Below are 16,703 nucleotides of genomic sequence, written 5' to 3'. Positions count from 1 at the left end.
GGAGATAGCATGATCGTTCGTCCTGTACGCAGCAGCGATTTGCCTGCGTTGATCGAATTGGCACGCAGCACCGGGACCACCGGGCTGACCACGCTGCCGGCCAACGAAGAGCGCCTGCGGCATCGCGTCGGCTGGGCGGAAAAAAGCTTCCGTGGCGAAGCCGAGCGTGGCGACACCGACTACCTGTTCGTGCTGGAAAACGACGAAGGCATGGTGGTGGGCATCAGTGCCATCGCCGGTGCCGTCGGCCTGCGCGAGCCTTGGTACAACTTCCGGGTCGGCCTGACCGTCAGCGCCTCGCAGGAGCTGAAGATCTACCGCGAAATCCCCACCCTGTTCCTGGCCAACGACCTGACCGGCAACTCCGAGCTGTGCTCGCTGTTCCTGCGTAGCGACTACCGCTCCGGCCTCAACGGCCGCTTGCTGTCGCGGGCGCGCATGCTGTTCATCGCCGAGTTCCCCGAGCTGTTCGGCAAGAAGATCATCGCCGAAATGCGCGGCATGTCCGACGAGCAGGGCCGCTCGCCGTTCTGGGAAAGCCTGGGCCGGCACTTCTTCAAGATGGAGTTCAGCCAGGCCGACTACCTCACCGGCGTGGGCAACAAGTCGTTCATTGCCGAGCTGATGCCGAAGTTCCCGCTGTATACCTGCTTCCTGTCCGAGGCGGCGCGCAACGTGATCGGCCGCGTGCACAAAGACACCGAGCCGGCGCTGGCCATGCTCAAGCAGGAAGGCTTCAACTACCAGGGCTATGTCGACATCTTTGACGCCGGCCCCGCTATCGAGTGCGACACCTCCAGGATCCGCGCCGTGCGCGAGAGCCAGACCCTGGTGCTGGCGGTGGGCACACCGGGCGATGACGCGACGCCTTACATCATCCACAACCGCAAGCGCGACGACTGCCGCATCACCGCTGCACCTGCGCGGATGGCCGCCGGTACCCTGGTGGTCGATCCCTTGACCGCCAAGCGCCTGCGCATGGGCGCTGGCGACAACGTGCGCGCCGTGCCGCTGTCGGCAAGCCGGGAGGCCCAGTAAATGACCACGCATTACATCGCAGGCAATTGGCTGGTCGGCCAGGGCGAAACCTTGCAGTCGCTCAACCCGGTGACGCAAGCTGTCGTCTGGGAGGGGCAGGGCGCTGACGCCAGCCAGGTCGAGGCGGCCGTGCAGGCAGCCCGGCAAACCTTCCCGGCCTGGGCGCAGTTGAGCCTGGAAGCGCGTATCGATGTGCTGGAGAAGTTCGCCGAGCAACTGAAGACCCATGCCGAAGCGCTGGCCCAGTGCATCGGCGAGGAAACCGGCAAGCCCCTGTGGGAGTCGGCGACCGAAGTCACCAGCATGATCAACAAGGTGGCGATCTCGGTGCAGAGCTACCGCGAGCGCACCGGCGAAAAGAGCGGCCCGCTGGCCGATGCCACGGCCGTGCTGCGGCACAAGCCCCACGGTGTGGTGGCGGTGTTCGGCCCGTACAACTTCCCCGGCCACCTGCCCAACGGCCATATCGTGCCGGCGCTGCTGGCGGGCAACTGCGTGGTGTTCAAACCCAGTGAACTGACGCCCAAGGTCGCCGAACTGACCGTCAATTGCTGGATTGCCGCCGGGCTGCCGGCGGGTGTGCTCAACCTGGTGCAGGGCGCGCGTGAAACCGGTGTGGCGCTGGCCGCCAACCCGGGTATCGATGGCCTGTTCTTCACCGGCTCCAGCCGCACCGGCAACCTGCTGCACCAGCAGTTCGCCGGCCGCCCGGACAAGATCCTGGCCCTGGAAATGGGTGGTAACAACCCGCTGCTGGTGGATGAGGTCAAGGACCTCGATGCGGCGGTGTACACCATTATCCAGTCGGCGTTCATTTCCGCCGGCCAGCGCTGCACCTGCGCCCGTCGTCTGCTGGTGCCGCAAGGCACCTGGGGCGATGCGCTGATCGCGCGGCTGGTCGAGGTGAGTAAATCCATCACAGTCGGCGCGTTCGATGCACAGCCGGCGCCGTTCATGGGCTCGGTGATTTCGCTGCAGGCGGCGCGAGCGCTGATTGCGGCGCAGGCCGAACTGGTCGCCAAGGGCGCCGTGAAACTGCTGGAAATGACCCAGCCGCAGGCCGATGCCGCACTGCTGACCCCGGGCATTGTCGATGTCACCGCTGTGGCCGAGCGCCCGGACGAAGAGTTCTTCGGCCCGCTGCTGCAGGTGATCCGCTACGCCGACTTCGATGCTGCCATCGATGAGGCCAACAACACCCAGTATGGCCTGGCCGCCGGCTTGCTGTCCGACTCCCGTGCCCGTTACCAGTACTTCTGGCTGCGCAGCCGCGCCGGCATCGTCAACTGGAACAAGCAACTGACCGGTGCCGCCAGCAGTGCGCCATTCGGCGGCGTGGGTGCCAGCGGCAACCATCGCGCCAGCGCCTATTACGCGGCGGACTACTGCGCTTACCCCGTGGCTTCGCTGGAGACCGCCAGCCTTGCCTTGCCGGCAACCCTGACGCCGGGCGTCACCCTATAACAACAGGTCACGGAGCCTAGCCGATGAAATCCTACGAAGTGAATTTTGATGGCCTGGTGGGGCCTACCCACAACTATGGCGGCCTGTCCTACGGCAACGTGGCTTCGCAGAGCAACAGCCAGCAGGGTTCCAACCCGCGCGAAGCCGCGCGCCAGGGCCTGGCGAAGATGAAGGCGCTGGCCGACATGGGCTTCAAGCAGGGTGTGCTGGCGCCGCAGGAGCGCCCGGATGTAGCCGCGCTGCGCCGCCTGGGCTTTGGCGGCAGTGATGCCGAAGTGATCCAGCGTGCCGCCAAGGAGGCCATGCCATTGCTGGTGGCCAGCTGCTCGGCGTCGAGCATGTGGGTAGCCAACGCCGCCACGGTCAGCCCCAGTGCCGACACCGCCGATGGCCGCGTGCACTTCACTGCCGCCAACCTCAACTGCAAGTACCACCGCAGTATCGAGCACCCGACCACCAGCCGCGTGCTGGGCGCCATGTTCAGCAACGACAAACACTTTGCCCACCATGCAGCGCTGCCTGCGGTGGCTCAGTTCGGTGACGAGGGTGCGGCCAACCATACGCGCTTCTGCCGTGCGTATGGCGAGGCCGGTGTGGAGTTCTTCGTCTACGGCCGCAGCGCCTTCGACAGCCGCTTCCCGGCGCCGCAGAAGTACCCGGCCCGGCAGACCCTGGAAGCTTCCCAGGCCGTGGCTCGGCTGCATGGCCTGAGCGATGACGGCGTGGTCTACGCTCAACAGAACCCGGCCGTGATCGACCAGGGCGTGTTCCATAACGATGTGATTTCGGTGGGCAACGGCGAGGTGCTGTTCTACCACGAGGACGCGTTCCTCGAGACCGACGCGGTACTTGGCCAGCTGCAAGCTAAACTGGCCAGCAAGGGTGGCAACTTCCAGGCCATCTGCGTGCCGCGGGCAGCGGTGACGGTGGAGGACGCGGTGCGTTCCTACCTGTTCAACAGCCAGCTGCTCAGCCGCGACGACGGCTCCATGCTGCTGGTGGTGCCGGAAGAGTGCCGCAACAACGAGCGGGTCTGGGCCTACCTGGGCCAGTTGACCAGCCAGGGTGGCCCGGTGAAAGAGGTCAAGGTGTTCGACCTCAAGCAGAGCATGCAGAACGGCGGCGGGCCGGCTTGCCTGCGTTTGCGCGTGGCGTTGAAGGAAACGGAACTGGCGGCGGTCAACCAGGGCGTTATCATGACCGCCTCGCTGTACGACACCCTGCTGCAGTGGGTCGACAAGCATTACCGCGATCGCCTTGGCGAGGCGGACCTGGCCGACCCGCAGTTGCTGGTGGAATGCCGTACGGCACTGGACGAATTGACCCAGATCCTGAAGTTGGGCTCGGTGTACCCGTTCCAACGCCAACCTTGAAGAGAGACTTTGCAATGACCGATGCCCTGCGCCTGATCCTCGAAGATGAAGACGGCACCCAGCTGGAAACCTCCTGCACCCGCTTTGCCGTGGTCTGGCAAGGCAAGGAAGTGTGGATTCAGCAGGATGGCCGTGGCCAGTTGCTGATCGGCGTGGATGTCGAGGAAGACGACACCGAGTACGCCAACCTGCTGCTGCGCCCGATGGCCACCAACCTGGTCAGCCTGCAGCTGGAAATGGAACCGGCGCAGGTCGGCGGAGACGACGATCACGTCCATGGCCCCGACTGCGGCCACCACCACTAAGGAAGTACCTATGCTCGCCCTTGGCAAATTGCTTGAGCTGACCCTCACCGATCACGAACCGGCCGAGAAGACCCAAGTGACACCCAAGGGCGCGCGTTTGCGCTGGCTGGGGGAGGGCGCGCTCGAAGTACGCCCGGCCGAAAGCGAGGATTGCGGGCTGGACTTGCTGTTGTCCGCCGGCATCCACGGCAACGAAACGGCACCGATCGAGTTGCTCGAGCGGCTGCTGCATGGCGTGGCCAACGGCAAGCTCAAACCCAAGGCACGGGTGCTGTTCCTGTTCGGCAACCCGGCGGCGATCCGTAAGGGCGAGCGCTTCATCGAGCAGGACATCAACCGCCTGTTCAACGGCCGTCACGAGCTGTCCAGTGGCTTCGAGGCATTGCGTGCCGCCGAGCTGGAGCAGTTCGCCCGGGTGTTCTTCAGCAAGCCGGGGCGCAGCCGCCTGCACTACGACCTGCATACTGCCATCCGCGGTTCGAAGATCGAGCAGTTTGCCTTGTACCCTTACAAAGAGGGGCGCAAGCATTCCCGTCGCGAACTGGCGCGCCTGGCTGCGGCGGGCATGGAGGCGGTGTTGCTGCAGAGCAAGTCGTCGATCACTTTCAGCGCCTTCACCTACGAGCAGCTGGAGGCCGAAGCCTTCACCCTGGAGCTGGGCAAAGCCCGACCGTTCGGGCAGAACGAGCTGGTCAACCTCGACAAGCTGGAAGAGCGGCTGATCCGCATCATCGAAGACACCGAGCCACAGGGCGAAAGCTCGCTGGATGGCCTACAACTGTTCAGCGTATCCCGCGAGATCATCAAGCACAGCGACAGCTTTCACCTGCATTTGCCGGCGGACATCGAGAACTTCTCCGAGCTGAGCAAGGGTTACCTGCTGGCCGAAGACCTGGCCGAGACGCGCTGGGTGGTCGAGGAGGAGGGGGCGCGCATCATCTTCCCCAACCCCAAGGTCAAGAACGGCTTGCGTGCCGGGATCCTTATCGTGCCGGATTCGGGGCAGCACCTGGGTTGAGTGTCGCTGTGAGCGCACGGCGCGCGTCGCCGCGCCGTGCATGTGGTGCTCAATAATAGGTGCGTGCAGAGAGGCCCAGCTCCTCGCGTAACGCGTTTTCGTTGAGCGGCCAGGGGTTGGTGTCAGTCGGTGGGGTTTGTGCGTTCTGGTCGAAGTCGAACAAGAGCCCGCTGGGCAAGCCGATAGCCTGCAACTGGGCTTTGGCTACCGTGATCTGCCGACGATCAAGTGTTTTTATCTGGGTGGTTCCAGGTACTGTCGTACCGTTGAACGCGTTGTATGCCTCGCACAAGCAGCGGTAGAAGTCGAATAGCGGCAGATTGTCGCTATCCGAATGTGTCAGGTTGAAACTCAGTTCGCCGCCCTCTGCGGGCCAGCCGGAGACCCATTCCAGTCGGCTGTTTTGACGCAAGTGGTGGTCGCCGTCGCTTGGGTCGGATACGTACACCTCGAAATGGGTGGGGCTGCGCGATTCCGTGACCCTTATCCATGATCGTTTGGCCAGCTCTGCCAGCAGCCGTTGGCCGCAGAGTGTGTGACGAAAGAAGGTCAGATGGTTCTGAACGGCCGCTTTGAACGTACCGCTACCTTGTATTTCAAACGTATTGCTGGCCAAGGTATCAAGGGGTGCGATCAGAGGTTGCTCGAAACGGGCATCACCTGGCTGGTTGCGGGCGTAGATAATCGATTCGTGCGGGTCATCAACCAGGATATGACCCGTAATACGGCTGCCCTGGGGACCACTTCTGATGAATGTCAGGCCCTGGCCAACGTTGATTTGAGTGTCGCCAGTGCCGCTGAACACCTGGGTAATGCCGCCCCCCGTATCAATACGTTTGCTTCCGTTGCCGGCCTGGATGATCACCGGCGTTTTCACCTCTTTTGCCACTTTGATGCTACCGCCACCGTCGGCAGTTTTTATGACCAGTGTTTGTCTGCGCGTCGGTGCAAGGACAAAGCGCTTGGTGCCCACCTGGGCCATCAGGTGGCAATCGTAAGCGGAAATGTCAATGTCCACCCCGGCATCATGGCTTTCAATCACCATGTGGTGCTTGCCAGGGATCTGGCCTTGCTCAAACCACACCTGCTCGAGCAGGACATCCAGCTTCTCATCCCGGTACTCATAGAATTGATGAATGTCTTTGTCGTCTGTGGACGGGTCGATGAATTGTTGAAAACCGCTGGTTCTTCCGGAGATGAAGTAAATGGGGTTGGGGTGCATGATGGTACCTCGCTGGCAGTAGATGGCTATGCGCTGTGGCAGTGGCCAAGGTTAAAAAGCCTGCGATGGCGAGGCGCGGTAGTTATTTAGGCCCGGCAGGTGGCGAGCAACCCGCATTCGGCTACCCGGAGTGGCGATTTCATGGTGTTTGGTCGTGTCGAACGTATAAACACACTGTATCTCCCGTTCAGGCTGGATATAATGGCGCCCTTTGCCGTCGTTTCGTCGATGCGACGTATTAGCCCAAACGGCCGCCGTTTCCGTGGAAGAACCTATGAAAAGCGCAGAAATCCGTGAAGCCTTCCTTCGCTTCTTCGAAGAGCAGGGACATACCCGAGTCGCCTCCAGTTCGCTGATCCCGAACAACGACCCGACCCTGCTGTTCACCAATGCCGGCATGAACCAGTTCAAGGACTGCTTCCTCGGTGCGGAGAAGCGTGCCTACACCCGTGCCGTCAGCAGCCAGAAGTGCGTGCGTGCCGGTGGCAAGCACAACGACCTGGAAAACGTCGGTTACACCGCGCGTCACCACACCTTCTTCGAAATGCTGGGCAACTTCAGCTTCGGCGACTATTTCAAGCGCGACGCCATTACCTTCGCCTGGACCTTCCTGACTTCGGAAAAATGGCTGAACCTGCCCAAGGAAAAGCTCTGGGTCACCGTCTACGCCACTGACGACGAAGCCTACGATATCTGGACCAAGGAAGTCGGCGTGCCGGCCGAGCGCATGGTGCGCATCGGCGACAACAAGGGCGCCCCGTACGCCTCCGACAACTTCTGGACCATGGGCGACACCGGCCCGTGCGGCCCATGCACCGAGATCTTCTACGACCACGGCCCGGACATCTGGGGCGGCCCACCCGGCTCGCCGGAAGAAGACGGCGATCGCTACATCGAGATCTGGAACAACGTCTTCATGCAGTTCAACCGCACCGCCGACGGCGTGCTGCACCCGCTGCCAGCGCCGTCGGTGGACACCGGCATGGGCCTGGAGCGTGTCAGCGCCGTGCTGCAGCACGTGCATTCGAACTACGAGATCGACCTGTTCCAGAACCTGCTGGCTGCCGCGGCCAAGGCCATTGGTTGCAGCAATGACGGCCAGGCTTCGCTGAAAGTGGTGGCCGACCACATCCGTTCGTGCGGCTTCCTGATCGCCGACGGCGTGCTGCCGTCCAACGAAGGCCGTGGCTACGTGCTGCGCCGCATCATTCGCCGCGCCTGCCGCCACGGTAACAAGCTGGGCGCCAAAGGCAGCTTCTTCTACCAGATCGTTGCCGCGCTGGTCGCCGAAATGGGCGAAGCCTTCCCGGAACTGAACAGCCAGCAGGCGCACATCGAGCGCGTGCTCAAGGCTGAAGAAGAACAGTTCGCCAAGACCCTGGAGCAGGGCCTGCGCATCCTCGAGCAGGACCTGGCCCAGCTCAAGGGCGACGTGGTGCCGGGCGACGTAGTGTTCAAGCTGTACGACACCTACGGTTTCCCGATGGACCTGACTGCCGACATCGCCCGCGAGCGCGAGCTGACCATCGACGAAGCCGGCTTCGAGCGCGAAATGGACGCCCAGCGTGAGCGTGCCCGTTCCGCCAGCGCCTTCGGCATGGACTACAACAGCCTGGTCAAGGTCGACAGCGCCACCGAGTTCCTCGGTTATGACGCCACCGAAGGCCAGGGCAAGATCATCGCCCTGTACAAGGACGGCCAGGCCGTCGACCAGCTGGGAGAAGGCGAGCAGGGCGTGGTCGTGCTCGACCGCACGCCGTTCTACGCCGAGTCCGGCGGCCAGGTCGGTGACAGCGGCTTCCTGCAGGCCGGTGCTGCGCGCTTCGATGTGCGTGACACCACCAAGACCGGTGGTGCCTTCCTGCACCACGGCGTGGTTGCCAGCGGTGCGCTGGTGATCGGTTCGCCAGTCGAAGCCAAGGTCGATGCCGAGGTGCAGCACGCCACCTCGCTGAACCACTCCGCCACCCACCTGCTGCACGAAGCGTTGCGCCAGGTGCTGGGCGAGCACGTTCAGCAGAAGGGCTCGCTGGTCGACAGCCAGCGCCTGCGTTTCGACTTCAGCCACTTCGAGGCGGTGAAACCGGAGCAGATCAAGGCCCTGGAAGACATCGTCAACCGCGAAGTGCGCAAGAACACTGCGGTGGAAACCGAACTGACCGACATCGAAACCGCCAAGGCCAAGGGCGCAATGGCGCTGTTCGGCGAGAAGTACGGCGACACCGTGCGTGTGCTGAGCATGGGCGGCGATTTCTCGGTGGAGCTGTGCGGCGGTATCCACGCCAAGCGCACCGGCGACATCAGCCTGTTCAAGATCATCAGCGAAGGCGGCGTGGCCTCTGGCGTGCGCCGTATCGAAGCGGTCACCGGCGCTGCTGCGCTGGCCTACCTGAACGCTGCCGAAGAACAGGTCAAGGAAGCCGCGCAGCTGGTGAAGGGTAACCGTGACAACCTGATCGACAAGCTGTCGGCTGTGCTCGAGCGCAACCGCCAGCTGGAGAAGCAGCTGGAACAGCTGCAGGCCAAGGCCGCCAGCGCCGCCGGAGACGATCTCTCCAACGCGGCCGTTGAGGTCAAGGGCGCCAAGGTGCTCGCCGCCCGCCTGGATGGGCAGGACGGCAAGGCACTGCTGGCGCTGGTCGATCAGCTGAAGAACAAGCTCGGCCACGCAGTGATCCTGCTGGGCAGCGAGCATGAGGGCAAGGTCGTGCTGGTGGCCGGCGTGACCAAAGACCTCTCCAGTCAACTCAAGGCTGGCGATCTGATGAAGCAAGCCGCTGCGGCGGTGGGTGGCAAGGGCGGTGGCCGTCCGGACATGGCCCAGGGTGGTGGCGTCGACGTCGCTGCACTGGACCAGGCCCTGGCGCTGGCCGTGCCATTCGCAGAGCAGGGACTTTGAGATGAGGGGGCCGGTGGTCTAGTCGCCGGTCCCTTCATGTTGGATTGTTTTTTGGGGCCCTGTATGGGCTGAGGCACCATTGAAATGGCGTTGATCGTACAGAAATTTGGCGGCACCTCTGTCGGTTCCATCGAACGGATCGAGCAGGTAGCCGATAAGGTCAAGAAACACCGTGAGGCGGGCGACGACCTGGTGGTTGTGTTGTCGGCCATGAGCGGTGAAACCAATCGCCTGATCGATCTGGCCAAGCAGATCACCGATCAGCCGGTTCCACGTGAGCTGGACGTGATCGTGTCGACCGGTGAGCAGGTCACCATTGCCCTGCTGACCATGGCCCTGATCAAGCGTGGTGTGCCAGCGGTGTCCTACACCGGCAACCAGGTGCGTATTCTCACCGACAGTGCGCACAACAAGGCGCGCATCCTGCAGATCGACGATCAGAAGATTCGTGCCGACCTCAAGGAAGGCCGCGTGGTCGTGGTGGCGGGCTTCCAGGGCGTCGACGAGCACGGCAGCATCACCACCCTGGGCCGTGGCGGCTCCGATACCACGGGCGTGGCCCTGGCGGCTGCGCTGAAGGCTGACGAGTGCCAGATCTACACCGACGTCGATGGCGTCTACACCACCGACCCGCGCGTTGTGCCACAGGCCCAGCGCCTGGAGAAGATCACCTTCGAAGAGATGCTGGAAATGGCCAGTCTCGGTTCCAAGGTGCTGCAGATCCGTTCGGTGGAGTTCGCCGGCAAGTACAACGTTCCGCTGCGCGTGCTGCACAGCTTCAAGGAGGGTCCGGGTACCCTCATTACCATTGATGAAGAGGAATCCATGGAACAGCCGATCATTTCCGGTATCGCCTTCAACCGTGATGAAGCCAAGCTGACCATTCGCGGCGTGCCGGACACCCCGGGCGTGGCCTTCAAGATCCTCGGCCCGATCAGCGCCTCGAACATCGAGGTCGACATGATCGTGCAGAACGTTGCCCACGATAACACCACCGACTTCACCTTCACCGTACACCGCAACGAGTACGAGAAGGCGCAGAGCGTGCTGGAAAACACTGCCCGTGAAATCGGTGCCCGTGAAGTGATCGGCGACACCAAGATCGCCAAGGTCTCGATCGTTGGCGTCGGTATGCGTTCGCACGCCGGTGTTGCCAGCCGCATGTTCGAAGCTCTGGCCAAGGAGAGCATCAACATCCAGATGATCTCCACCTCCGAGATCAAGGTTTCGGTCGTGATCGAAGAGAAGTACCTGGAGCTGGCCGTACGCGCGCTGCACACCGCGTTCGAGCTCGACGCTCCGGCACGACAGAGCGAGTAATACGCTGCCTGGAAGGGCGCGGCTTGCCGCGCCCTTCGCGTTTCTGCTCGCCACGCAGGCCGGTCCTGCCCTGTGTGGCGAGTAACCGGGGCCCGAGTCGTCGTCCACGACCAGGCCGCGACCCCCAAGACTGTTACCCCTGAATGTTTTGCGTAAGGAGAAAGCTATGTTGATTCTGACTCGTCGGTGCGCCGAGAGCCTGATCATTGGAGACGGCGAGATCACCGTGACGGTGCTCGGCGTCAAAGGCAACCAGGTGCGTATTGGCGTCAGCGCCCCGAAAGAAGTGGCTGTGCACCGCGAAGAAATCTACCTGCGGATCAAGAAAGAGAAGGACGAGGAGCCAAGCCTTTAATTTTTTTGAAGTTTTTTTCAAAAAAAGGGTTGCAAACGAGGAAGAGCCTGTTTAATATTCGCCTCGTGTTGCGGTGAGGTGGCCGAGTGGCCGAAGGCGCTCCCCTGCTAAGGGAGTATACCTCATAAGGGTATCGGGGGTTCGAATCCCCCCTTCACCGCCATTATTCGCTTAGGGCGCTGTAAACGGTAAGAACGCTAAGTAGTTGATTTTAAACGAAAAAAGTTCTTGCAAAAATGTTTCAGCGACCTATAATGCGCGGCAAGACACGGACTCATAGCTCAGCTGGATAGAGTACTCGGCTACGAACCGAGCGGTCGGAGGTTCGAATCCTCCTGAGTCCGCCACTTTTGAAGTGGCTTTGCTTGCAAGGCTGCTTCAAACAACCAGTGGTAACCTGGTCTAAAACTACCATCGCGGACTCATAGCTCAGCTGGATAGAGTACTCGGCTACGAACCGAGCGGTCGCAGGTTCGAATCCTGCTGAGTCCGCCACTTTTTGAAGTGGCTCTGCTTGCAAAGGCGCTTCAACCAACCAGTGGTAATCTGGTCTAAAAATACCACCACGGACTCATAGCTCAGCTGGATAGAGTACTCGGCTACGAACCGAGCGGTCGGAGGTTCGAATCCTCCTGAGTCCGCCACTTTTGAAGTGGCTTTGCTTGCAAGGCTGCTTCAAACAACCAGTGGTAACCTGGTCTAAAACTACCATCGCGGACTCATAGCTCAGCTGGATAGAGTACTCGGCTACGAACCGAGCGGTCGCAGGTTCGAATCCTGCTGAGTCCGCCACTTTTTGAAGTGGCTCTGCTTGCAAAGGCGCTTCAACCAACCAGTGGTAATCTGGTCTAAAAATACCACCACGGACTCATAGCTCAGCTGGATAGAGTACTCGGCTACGAACCGAGCGGTCGGAGGTTCGAATCCTCCTGAGTCCGCCACACCAAATCAAGAAGCCCGCTCATTTGAGCGGGCTTTTTGTTTTTCTGCGCCAATGAATTGTTGCTGATGTCGATCTACGCTCTTCTGTAATGATTGTGGCGTAGCTTGGGGCTGCTTTGCAGTCCATCGCGACGCAGCGGCTGCAAAATCGATCAGGCGCCACACTTCTGAAAATGAATGTGCTTTCCCACCCATGACAACCGTCGCACTGATGGCTTCGAGCGTTGTCCCAGCTTTATCACGCAAACGATTGTTCTGGCCAAAATTTTAAGCGATCTGACAGCTTTAGCAGTGTATGATTGCGCCCGTCAGCCCCGCCGGGGCTTGTGGAAAACCACCATGGACTTACCCAGTAGTTACTCGCTAACAAGATTCATACAGAAAGATCTGATCGATTGATTCTCCCGGCGTGCTCCGCTGCTGGGAGTGGAGTTCGCCTATGACTGAAGTAGAAGTAAAAAAAGCGCAGGAAAGCCTGCAGGACCGCCTGGCCCAGGTGGTCGAACTGCTGCAGCGCCAGCGCGTGGTCGAAGACCTGACCCACCGTCAGGAGGGCGCCCACAACGACCTGGTGGAAAACCTGGTCCACCGCCAGAACCTCGTCGAGCTGCAGCGCAAGCTCGATGACCTGCACCCCGCCGACATCGCCTACATCCTCGAAGCCTTGCCCCTGGAAGACCGCCTGACGGTCTGGCAGCTGGTGCGCTCGGATCGCGATGGCGACATCCTGCTGGAAGTGTCCGACGCCGTGCGGCAATCGCTGATCGCCGACATGGACGATCACGAGCTGCTCGCCGCCGCCAAGGAAATGGACGCCGACGAGCTGGCCGACCTGGCCCCTGAGCTGCCGCGTGACGTTGTTCACGAGCTGATGGAAACCCTCGATGCCCAGCAACGCGAGCGCGTGCGTTCGGCGCTGAGCTACGACGAGGAGCAGGTCGGTGCGCTGATGGACTTCGAGATGGTTACCATCCGCGAAGACGTCAGCCTGGAAGTGGTGTTGCGCTACCTGCGCCGCCTGAAAGAGTTGCCGAACCACACCGACAAACTGTTCGTGGTCGATTATGACGGCATTCTCAAGGGCGTATTGCCGATCAAGCGCCTGCTGGTCAACGACCCGGAGAAGAAGGTGGCGGAGGTCATGGCGACCGACCCGGTCTCCTTCCATCCCGAGGAAGATGCCTATGATGCGGCGCAGGCCTTCGAGCGTTATGACCTGGTGTCTGCGCCGGTTGTGGACAAGAACGAACGCCTGATCGGCCGCTTGACCATTGACGAAATGGTTGACCTGATTCGTGAAGAAAGCGAAAGCGAAGTGCTGAACATGGCCGGTTTGCGCGAGGAAGAAGACATCTTCGCCTCGGTCTGGCGTTCGCTGCGCAACCGCTGGGCCTGGCTGGCCATCAACCTGATTACCGCTTTCGTTGCATCGCGCGTGATCGGCCTGTTCGAAGGCTCGATCGAGAAGCTGGTGGCCCTGGCTGCGCTGATGCCGATCGTGGCTGGTATTGGTGGCAACTCCGGCAACCAGACCATCACCATGATCGTGCGCGCCATGGCGCTGGACCAGGTGTCGCCGGGCAACACCAGCCGCCTGATGCGCAAGGAGCTGGCGGTATCGCTGCTCAACGGTCTGATCTGGGGTGGGGTGATCGGTGCGGTGGCATTCTGGCTGTATGGCAGCTGGTCGTTGGGCCTGGTGATGACCGCGGCGATGACCTTGAACCTGCTGTTGGCGGCCTTGATGGGGGTGTTGATTCCGATGACCCTGACTCGCCTGGGGCGCGACCCGGCGATGGGCTCCAGCGTGATGATTACTGCGGTGACTGACAGTGGCGGGTTCTTCATCTTCCTCGGCCTGGCCACACTGTTCCTGCTGTAACCGATTAACTTCTACAAGCTGATGAGCGCCCACAGCGCCCACAAAAAAAGCCAGCTTACGCTGGCTTTTTCATGTTCGCTGCAAGCCTCAGGAGGCGTCGGCGGCCATTTCCACATCGTGAGCGATGAGGGCGACCAGCGCGTTCTGCTGGCGGTGGGACAGTTGGCGGAAGCGTTGCAGCAATTCGCGTTCATGCAGGGACAGTTCGGGGCTGTCCAGGCGCATGCTCAGCTCGTCACCCAGCGCGCCTTCCTGGATAAGGCTCTGTTCCAGGCGTGCGATGATCTCGGAGTTCATGCTGCGGTGATGGTTGCGCGCTACCTCGGCAATGCGTTCACGCATCCCGTCTGGCAGGCGGACGACGAACTTGTCAGCAGTGCGGCTCGAATAAATAGCCTGTTTCATTGGGCGCATATAAATTGACCGGATTTTGGTTCAGGGGAAGCGGTTCTCAAATTGGCCGCACGGGGTGGTAGTACGACCGTGGCGACGACAGAATGTTCAACCGTCGGTGAAAAATGGATGCTCATCTTGCCTCATGGTCGCCGTTTCCTTGGCGTCAATTCTGTGACAAATAGTGAGCCGGGTAAAGGCTTTGTGCCAGTACCAATTATCAGAAATGAGTACTGGTTTGAAAAGTTTTACATGCGCCGGCTTGTCGAACTGTCAGGCTTTTGCCGTCAAAAACGGGTGAAACGCAGCAAAAGGCTTGGAAAACCCCTAAAATACATCGGTTTCCCTCCCATAGAGCATAGTGGCTATGCAATATGACGCAAGCGACCGCCAATCAGGGACAGGCCGGTTGATATTTCTTATAGGACCGTCGGGTTCCGGGAAAGATTCCCTGATCGACGCTTCACGCGAGCGGCTGGCCGCCGTCGGGGTGGAAATCGCCCGTCGCGTCATTACCCGCTCGGCCGAAGCCAAGGGCGAAGCCGCCCATGGGGTCACGGCCGAGCAGTTCGAATCACTGCGCGCGCAGGGTGCGTTCGCCATGCATTGGCGAGCCAATGGCCTGGATTACGGCATACCACAACAGGTGGACCAGTGGTTGGCGGCGGGCAGGGCGGTGCTGGTGAATGGTTCGCGGGCTTATCTGGCCGAGGCGCGCCAGCGCTATCCGAACCTGTTGGCAGTGCGGGTCGAGGTCAGGCCCGAGGTGCTGCGCGAGCGCTTGCTGGCCCGCGGCCGGGAAAGCGCAGAGGAAGTCGAGCAGCGCCTGGCACGTAATGCCAGCTTGCAGGCGCTGGCCGATCCTTCGGTGCATGTGCTGGACAACTCCACTACCCTGGAAGCTGCGGTTGCGGCATTGTTCGCGCTGCTGCGTGATGAAGGTGTGCTGCCGCAGGTGTAGCATTGGCAGAAAAGGATTACGCGAAAAAGCCCGGTTGAGGCATGACAAATGCCGGCATGCTGGTTAACATGCTGGCCGTCCCGCTGTGCAGCGCTCGCTGCCGGCACTTGCGTCTCAGTAGCTCAATTGGATAGAGCATCCCCCTCCTAAGGGGAAGGTTGCAGGTTCAATTCCTGCCTGGGACGCCATTTCTCTTTCCCTGCCCCCTGCGTCGGCCACTGGTCGTCAACATCGAAGAATTCAGCTTTGGCGCTATTCCGATGGCGGCATGCTGGGCATATGCTTGCCCGTCAGCGCCATGGGCTTGCCGCCTGCGGCAACTACCAACACTGTCGGCAGCCCCTTGATTGGAGCGCAGTTGCTGGGCATCAGGAAGAGCGTTCATGAGTCAGGAAACCCGGCCGGTACCCGCCGGCTTCAGCGAGCAGCAGTTGCATACGTTGTTCGATTTGATCAGCGATGGGATCTGGGACTGGAATGCCAATACCGGCTACGTCTATCGCAACCCGGGCTGGTACGCCATGCTCGGCTACCCCAGCCATTCCATGGCCAACTCGGTACTCACCTGGGAAAGCGTGATCCACCCGGACGACTACCCGCGGGTGATGGCGCATTTCGAGGCGTACATCAACCAGCGCAACGAGCGCTACCTGGTCGAATACCGCTGCCGTTGCCACGATGGCAGCTACTTGTGGATCGAAGACAGCGGCTACATCATCGCCCATAACGAGGACGGCTCGGTGGCGCGCATGCTCGGTGCCCACCGCAATATCGATGCCGGCAAGCGCCTGCTGGCGCAGCTGGAGCAGAAGAACCAGTCGCTGGAAAGCCAGGTGGCCGAACGCACCCGCGAGTTGTCCTGGGTGAACCAGCAGTTGCAGCGGCAGCTGGATGAGAACCGCGAGTTGGCCGAGCGCGATGCCTTGACCCGGGTCGCCAACCGCTACCGGCTGGAAAACGTGCTGCAGCGGGAATGCCGGCGCGCCCAGCGCTTTCGCCAGCCGTTATCGCTGATTGCCATGGACCTGGATAACTTCAAGCCGATCAATGATCGTTATGGCCATGCCCAGGGTGACGCGGCGCTGGTACGGGTGGTCGATAACCTGCGAACCTGCCTGCGTGAGCCGGACCTGCTGGCCCGTTGGGGTGGCGACGAGTTCGTCATCGTGCTGCCACAGACCTCGCTGGGCGAGGCGCTGGAGGTGGCGGGGCGCTTGCGCCAGGTGCTGGAGCAGCTGGAGCCGCTGGGCGGTTGCCGGCTGACCATGAGCTACGGCGTGGTGCAATGGCAGGAAGAAGATGACCCGCATGCGCTGCTGGCGCGTGCCGACCAGGCGCTGTACCGGGCTAAGGAAGCTGGTAAGAATGCCATTTCCGAGTAAACCGTGCCGGCCTCTTCGCGGGTAAACCCGCTCCCACAGGTATTTGCACAAGGCCAAAGGCCGCACAAATCCTGTGGGAGATTCTATGGTTTTCAGCAAGCCAGTTTCCCGCCTTTGGTGACATATTCGTCCTGATTTTTCATCAGGGC

Annotated in this window: 15 protein-coding genes and 7 tRNA genes; 19 read left to right on the top strand and 3 right to left on the bottom strand. The window is 61.3% G+C overall.

Features of this window, described 5'->3' with window-relative positions; translation table 11 throughout:
- Positions 1–9: 9 nt before the first annotated feature.
- The 5 genes from astA to astE are packed head-to-tail and all read left to right on the top strand — an operon-like array spanning position 10 to position 5,198.
- Positions 10–1,038, top strand: coding sequence for an arginine N-succinyltransferase (astA, locus tag FQ664_RS20685; protein ID WP_144174527.1), 1,029 nt, complete (start codon positions 10–12; stop codon positions 1,036–1,038).
- Positions 1,039–2,502 carry a succinylglutamate-semialdehyde dehydrogenase gene (gene astD, locus FQ664_RS20680; protein WP_144174526.1) on the top strand — a complete coding sequence of 488 codons (1,464 nt, stop codon included), beginning with the start codon at positions 1,039–1,041 and terminating at the stop codon, positions 2,500–2,502.
- Between the two features lie 23 nt (positions 2,503–2,525).
- The gene (gene astB / locus FQ664_RS20675) at positions 2,526–3,875 is read left to right on the top strand and encodes an N-succinylarginine dihydrolase (RefSeq protein ID WP_144174525.1); all 1,350 of its coding nucleotides are present in this window, start codon (positions 2,526–2,528) and stop codon (positions 3,873–3,875) included.
- A 14-nt stretch (positions 3,876–3,889) separates the two neighbouring features.
- Positions 3,890–4,180, top strand: a complete 291-nt coding sequence (locus FQ664_RS20670) for a topoisomerase II (protein WP_144174524.1) — start codon at positions 3,890–3,892, stop codon at positions 4,178–4,180.
- A gap of 10 nt (positions 4,181–4,190) precedes the next feature.
- Positions 4,191–5,198, top strand: a complete 1,008-nt coding sequence (astE, locus tag FQ664_RS20665; protein ID WP_144174523.1) for a succinylglutamate desuccinylase — start codon at positions 4,191–4,193, stop codon at positions 5,196–5,198.
- A 49-nt stretch (positions 5,199–5,247) separates the two neighbouring features.
- Here the strand turns inward: astE and FQ664_RS20660 are convergent, their stop codons facing one another.
- Positions 5,248–6,420, bottom strand: a complete 1,173-nt coding sequence (locus tag FQ664_RS20660; protein ID WP_144174522.1) for a M91 family zinc metallopeptidase — start codon at positions 6,418–6,420, stop codon at positions 5,248–5,250.
- 274 nt (positions 6,421–6,694) lie between these two features.
- On the opposite strand from FQ664_RS20660, the gene alaS reads away from it, so the two are divergent.
- The 9 genes from alaS (at position 6,695) to FQ664_RS20615 (ending at position 11,935) form a co-directional block, all read left to right on the top strand.
- Positions 6,695–9,319, top strand: coding sequence for an alanine--tRNA ligase (alaS, locus tag FQ664_RS20655; protein WP_144174520.1), 2,625 nt, complete (start codon positions 6,695–6,697; stop codon positions 9,317–9,319).
- Between the two features lie 84 nt (positions 9,320–9,403).
- Positions 9,404–10,639, top strand: a complete 1,236-nt coding sequence (locus FQ664_RS20650; RefSeq protein ID WP_013973645.1) for an aspartate kinase — start codon at positions 9,404–9,406, stop codon at positions 10,637–10,639.
- A gap of 166 nt (positions 10,640–10,805) precedes the next feature.
- A complete protein-coding gene (gene csrA, locus FQ664_RS20645; RefSeq protein WP_003254503.1) occupies positions 10,806–10,994 on the top strand; it encodes a carbon storage regulator CsrA in 189 nt (62 codons plus the stop codon).
- Positions 10,995–11,066: 72 nt separating this feature from the next.
- Positions 11,067–11,157, top strand: a tRNA-Ser gene (locus FQ664_RS20640).
- A 107-nt stretch (positions 11,158–11,264) separates the two neighbouring features.
- Positions 11,265–11,341, top strand: a tRNA-Arg gene (locus FQ664_RS20635).
- 71 nt (positions 11,342–11,412) lie between these two features.
- A tRNA-Arg gene (locus FQ664_RS20630) sits at positions 11,413–11,489 on the top strand.
- A gap of 72 nt (positions 11,490–11,561) precedes the next feature.
- Positions 11,562–11,638, top strand: a tRNA-Arg gene (locus FQ664_RS20625).
- Between the two features lie 71 nt (positions 11,639–11,709).
- Positions 11,710–11,786, top strand: a tRNA-Arg gene (locus FQ664_RS20620).
- A 72-nt stretch (positions 11,787–11,858) separates the two neighbouring features.
- Positions 11,859–11,935, top strand: a tRNA-Arg gene (locus FQ664_RS20615).
- A gap of 7 nt (positions 11,936–11,942) precedes the next feature.
- Here FQ664_RS20615 and FQ664_RS20610 read toward each other — a convergent pair.
- Positions 11,943–12,182: a hypothetical protein gene (locus FQ664_RS20610; RefSeq protein ID WP_144174519.1), complete on the bottom strand. Its 240-nt coding sequence runs from the start codon at positions 12,180–12,182 to the stop codon at positions 11,943–11,945.
- 193 nt (positions 12,183–12,375) lie between these two features.
- Between FQ664_RS20610 and mgtE the strand changes: the two genes are divergently transcribed.
- Positions 12,376–13,818: a magnesium transporter gene (gene mgtE / locus FQ664_RS20605; protein WP_025340118.1), complete on the top strand. Its 1,443-nt coding sequence runs from the start codon at positions 12,376–12,378 to the stop codon at positions 13,816–13,818.
- An 87-nt stretch (positions 13,819–13,905) separates the two neighbouring features.
- Here the strand turns inward: mgtE and FQ664_RS20600 are convergent, their stop codons facing one another.
- Entirely contained in the window at positions 13,906–14,232 is a 327-nt protein-coding gene (locus FQ664_RS20600) for an Arc family DNA-binding protein (RefSeq protein ID WP_003254499.1), read from the bottom strand.
- A 69-nt stretch (positions 14,233–14,301) separates the two neighbouring features.
- On the opposite strand from FQ664_RS20600, the gene FQ664_RS20595 reads away from it, so the two are divergent.
- The 4 genes from FQ664_RS20595 (at position 14,302) to FQ664_RS20580 (ending at position 16,554) form a co-directional block, all read left to right on the top strand.
- The gene (locus tag FQ664_RS20595; RefSeq protein ID WP_144174518.1) at positions 14,302–14,589 is read left to right on the top strand and encodes a hypothetical protein; all 288 of its coding nucleotides are present in this window, start codon (positions 14,302–14,304) and stop codon (positions 14,587–14,589) included.
- The gene (gene phnN, locus FQ664_RS20590) at positions 14,579–15,172 is read left to right on the top strand and encodes a phosphonate metabolism protein/1,5-bisphosphokinase (PRPP-forming) PhnN (protein WP_144174517.1); all 594 of its coding nucleotides are present in this window, start codon (positions 14,579–14,581) and stop codon (positions 15,170–15,172) included. The genes FQ664_RS20595 and phnN overlap by 11 nt, the downstream gene beginning before the upstream one ends.
- Before the next feature lie 111 nt (positions 15,173–15,283).
- A tRNA-Arg gene (locus FQ664_RS20585) sits at positions 15,284–15,360 on the top strand.
- Between the two features lie 195 nt (positions 15,361–15,555).
- Positions 15,556–16,554 (top strand): sensor domain-containing diguanylate cyclase, encoded by a 999-nt coding sequence (locus FQ664_RS20580; protein ID WP_144174516.1) that lies wholly within the window; start codon positions 15,556–15,558, stop codon positions 16,552–16,554.
- Positions 16,555–16,703 lie beyond the last annotated feature (149 nt).

The organism is Pseudomonas persica, from assembly GCF_900291015.1.
In the GTDB taxonomy this organism is placed as follows: domain Bacteria; phylum Pseudomonadota; class Gammaproteobacteria; order Pseudomonadales; family Pseudomonadaceae; genus Aquipseudomonas.
The sequence above is the reverse complement of the archived record's forward strand: the minus strand, read 5'-3'. Positions and strand labels throughout refer to the sequence as shown.

What these genes read in the sequence shown, in the direction of transcription:
- astA (WP_144174527.1), top strand. Translation starts at nt 10, where the DNA reads ATGATCGTTCGTCCTGTACGCAGCAGCGATTTGCCTGCGTTGATCGAA.
- FQ664_RS20600 (WP_003254499.1), bottom strand. Translation starts at nt 14,232, where the DNA reads ATGCGCCCAATGAAACAGGCTATTTATTCGAGCCGCACTGCTGACAAG.
- FQ664_RS20580 (WP_144174516.1), top strand. Translation starts at nt 15,556, where the DNA reads ATGAGTCAGGAAACCCGGCCGGTACCCGCCGGCTTCAGCGAGCAGCAG.
- FQ664_RS20670 (WP_144174524.1), top strand. Translation starts at nt 3,890, where the DNA reads ATGACCGATGCCCTGCGCCTGATCCTCGAAGATGAAGACGGCACCCAG.
- csrA (WP_003254503.1), top strand. Translation starts at nt 10,806, where the DNA reads ATGTTGATTCTGACTCGTCGGTGCGCCGAGAGCCTGATCATTGGAGAC.
- astB (WP_144174525.1), top strand. Translation starts at nt 2,526, where the DNA reads ATGAAATCCTACGAAGTGAATTTTGATGGCCTGGTGGGGCCTACCCAC.
- FQ664_RS20650 (WP_013973645.1), top strand. Translation starts at nt 9,404, where the DNA reads ATGGCGTTGATCGTACAGAAATTTGGCGGCACCTCTGTCGGTTCCATC.
- astE (WP_144174523.1), top strand. Translation starts at nt 4,191, where the DNA reads ATGCTCGCCCTTGGCAAATTGCTTGAGCTGACCCTCACCGATCACGAA.
- FQ664_RS20660 (WP_144174522.1), bottom strand. Translation starts at nt 6,420, where the DNA reads ATGCACCCCAACCCCATTTACTTCATCTCCGGAAGAACCAGCGGTTTT.
- astD (WP_144174526.1), top strand. Translation starts at nt 1,039, where the DNA reads ATGACCACGCATTACATCGCAGGCAATTGGCTGGTCGGCCAGGGCGAA.
- phnN (WP_144174517.1), top strand. Translation starts at nt 14,579, where the DNA reads ATGCAATATGACGCAAGCGACCGCCAATCAGGGACAGGCCGGTTGATA.
- mgtE (WP_025340118.1), top strand. Translation starts at nt 12,376, where the DNA reads ATGACTGAAGTAGAAGTAAAAAAAGCGCAGGAAAGCCTGCAGGACCGC.
- alaS (WP_144174520.1), top strand. Translation starts at nt 6,695, where the DNA reads ATGAAAAGCGCAGAAATCCGTGAAGCCTTCCTTCGCTTCTTCGAAGAG.